This is a genomic window from Mesorhizobium sp. GbtcB19 (assembly GCF_019091085.1).
In the GTDB taxonomy this organism is placed as follows: domain Bacteria; phylum Pseudomonadota; class Alphaproteobacteria; order Rhizobiales; family Rhizobiaceae; genus Mesorhizobium.
Genome location: NZ_JAGXJY010000046.1, coordinates 1 through 2,941 on the forward strand (window position 1 = coordinate 1; position 2,941 = coordinate 2,941).

The following is a 2,941-nucleotide window of genomic DNA, read 5'->3' on the forward strand; positions in this document are numbered from 1 at the left end:
GCCGAGGAACTCGATGTTGCCGTCCGGCTGGTAACGCGCCAAGTCGCCGGTCCGGTACAGGCGTGCCTGCGGCTCCCTACTGAAGCGATCCGCCACGAAGCGCTCCGCCGTCAGATCAGGACGGTTCAGGTAACCGCGCGCGACACCCGCGCCACCGATATGGAGCTCGCCCGCAACGCCGATCGGAACAGGCTCGCCATGCCCGTCCAGCACATACATCCTGGTGTTGGCGATCGGACGACCGATGGATTCGTAGGGCTGGCCAGACTCTGTCCGTGAGCCGACCTCCAGGCATGACGACCAGATCGTCGTCTCGGTCGGACCATAGACATTCCACACCGAGCGGACGCGCGAGCGCAGCCTTCTCGACAGCTCCACCGGCAGCGCCTCGCCGCCGCACAGGACCCGCATATCTGCTGCGCCCGGCCAGTTCGCATCGAGCAGCGCACGCCAGGTCGCCGGCGTCGCCTGCATGAGGCTGACGGCCTGGCTTGCCATGAGGCGCTGCAAGGCGGTGGGATTGCCTGCATCCTCCTTGCCGGCAAGCACCACGCAAGCGCCCCGGCTCAACGGTGCGTAGAGTTCCAGCCCGGCAATGTCGAAGGCGATGGTGGTGACGGCGAGAAGCCTGTCCTTTGCCGTGATCCCGGCAATCTCCGCCATCGACTGGATCAGGTTGACGACACCGCCATGCTCGACCATGACGCCCTTGGGCGTGCCGGTGGAGCCAGAGGTGTAGATCACATAGGCAAGGTTGCGCGGCGTCAGGCCAAGCACCTGAGGATCGGGATCGCGGTCGGGATGGCTGCCATCAGCCATCTGCACCTCGTCCAGCGCGACCGTCTTGCGGCCGGACAGCGCATCGCCAAGGGCTGCCCGTCCGGTCTCGTCGACCAGCACCAGGCGCGGATCGGCATCGCCAACCACCAGGCCAAGCCGCTCACGCGGATAGGAGGGGTCGAGCGGCACATAGGCGCCGCCAGCCTTCAGCACGCCGAGCAGGCCGATCATCATCGCCGGCGAGCGCTCGACGCACAGCCCGACACGATCGTCAGGCTTGACGCCAAGTGCGATCAGGCGATGCGCCAAGCGATTTGCGCGCGCATTCAGCTCGCCATAGCTCAGTTCCACATCGCCCTGCACCAGCGCGATCGCATCGGGCGTGCGACGAGCCTGGTCCTCGAACAGAGCATGGATGCAGCGATCCGACGGATAGTCCGCTTCCGTCCGGTTCCAGGTATCGAGGACAAGCTGGCGCTCAGGCGCCGAGAGAAGACTGGTCCGGCCGACCGGACCTTGCGCCTCTGCCGCAAGGTCCCGCAGCACGACTTTCAGATATCCGACATGCCGTTCAATCGTCTCGCGATCGAACAATGCGGTCGCATAGCCCAGGCTTCCGGCAATTTCGCCGCCGACCTCCGCCAGATCAAGCTCCAGATCGAACTTCGCCATCTCGTCATAGGCCACGCCTGCCGGCTCGATTGCGAGGCCGGGCAAGGCGAGACGGTCTTCCTCGAGGGTCTGCCAGGTCAGCAGCACCTGAAACACCGGCGTGTGCTCGAGCCGGCGCGGCGGCTGCACGATCTCCACGACCTGTGCGAACGGCAGGTCCTGGTGGTCCTGTGCTCCCAGGGCCACCGACCGCACGCGCTCCAGCAGGGTAGCCACATCCGGCTCCGCCGACACGTCGACACGCAGCGCCAACGTGTTGACGTAGAAGCCGATCAGTCCTTCGACTTCCCGACGCCCGCGATTGGCCGTCGGGGTTCCGATGACGACATCCTCCTGACCCGACAGGCGCGACAGAACCACTGCCCAGGCGGCTAGAACCACCATGAACGGCGTTGCCCCGTGCCGAAGGCCCAGGTGCTTCAGGCCGCGGGTCAGTTCCGCATCGAGCCGCACCGGCACATTCGAGCCGACGAAGCTCTGCTGGGCCGGGCGCGGCCGGTCCGTCGGCAGGTTCAGCACCACCGGCGCGTCCTGCAAGGCATCGCGCCAATACCGGGCCTGCCTGGCCTGGCGCTCGCCGCTCAGCCATTGCCGCTGCCAGACCGCGTAGTCCGGATACTGCAGCGCCAGCTCAGCCAGCGGGCTCTCCTCACCCCGGGCAAACGCAGCGTATAATGATCCTATCTCGCGGAGCAGAATTCCAATCGACCATCCGTCCGACACGATATGATGCTGCGTCACCAGCAGCACATGCTCCGTATCGGCCACCCGGATCAGGCGCGCCCGCACCAAGGGGCCTCGCTCAAGGTCGAACGGCGCCGCAAACTCCTCCTGGCTCAGCGCCGCGAGGCGCGCGCCGGCATCCTTATCGTTGCGCAGATCGTGCTCCGCCAGCGGCAGCCCTCGCTCCACCGCCATGAACGCAACCCGCGCCTTGCCCGCCTCCGTCACGAACACACTGCGCAAGGTCTCGTGCCGCGCCCACACTTCATCCAGCGCTCGACCCAGCGCGGCCCGATCCAGTTCGCCTTGCAGGCGCAGTGCCAGCGGAACGTGATAGGCCCCGCTCCCTCCTTCCAGCTGTGACAGGAACCACAGCCGTTCCTGCGCGTAGGACGGCGGCAGGACACCGGATCGATCGACACGCGCGATTGCCGGCAAATGGTCGGAGCCGGACCTGGCCAGTTGCTCCTCCACCGCCTCGGCCAATCCGGCAAGGCTCGGCGCGACGAACAACGTCGTCAGCGCCAGTTTCAAGCCGAACGCCTGTTGCACCCGGTTGACCAGCCTGACGGCCAGTAGCGAGTGGCCGCCGAGCACGAAGAAGCTGACGTGACGCCCGACGCGCTCGACACCCAGAAGCTGCGCCCACAGCCCGGCAAGGATCGTCTCGACCTCGCCCCGCGGCGCTTCATATGCCTGCCGCGCGTAGGCCGCTTCATCCGGTGCCGGCAGCGCCTTGCGGTCGAGCTTGCCGTTCGGCGTCAAG

General features: G+C 66.8%; 1 protein-coding gene. It reads right to left on the reverse strand.

Annotated features, from left to right (window positions below; translation table 11 throughout):
- Positions 1-2,941, reverse strand: a 2,941-nt coding sequence (locus KVT37_RS31410) for a non-ribosomal peptide synthetase (protein WP_217578901.1), incomplete at both ends; no start/stop codon positions are given.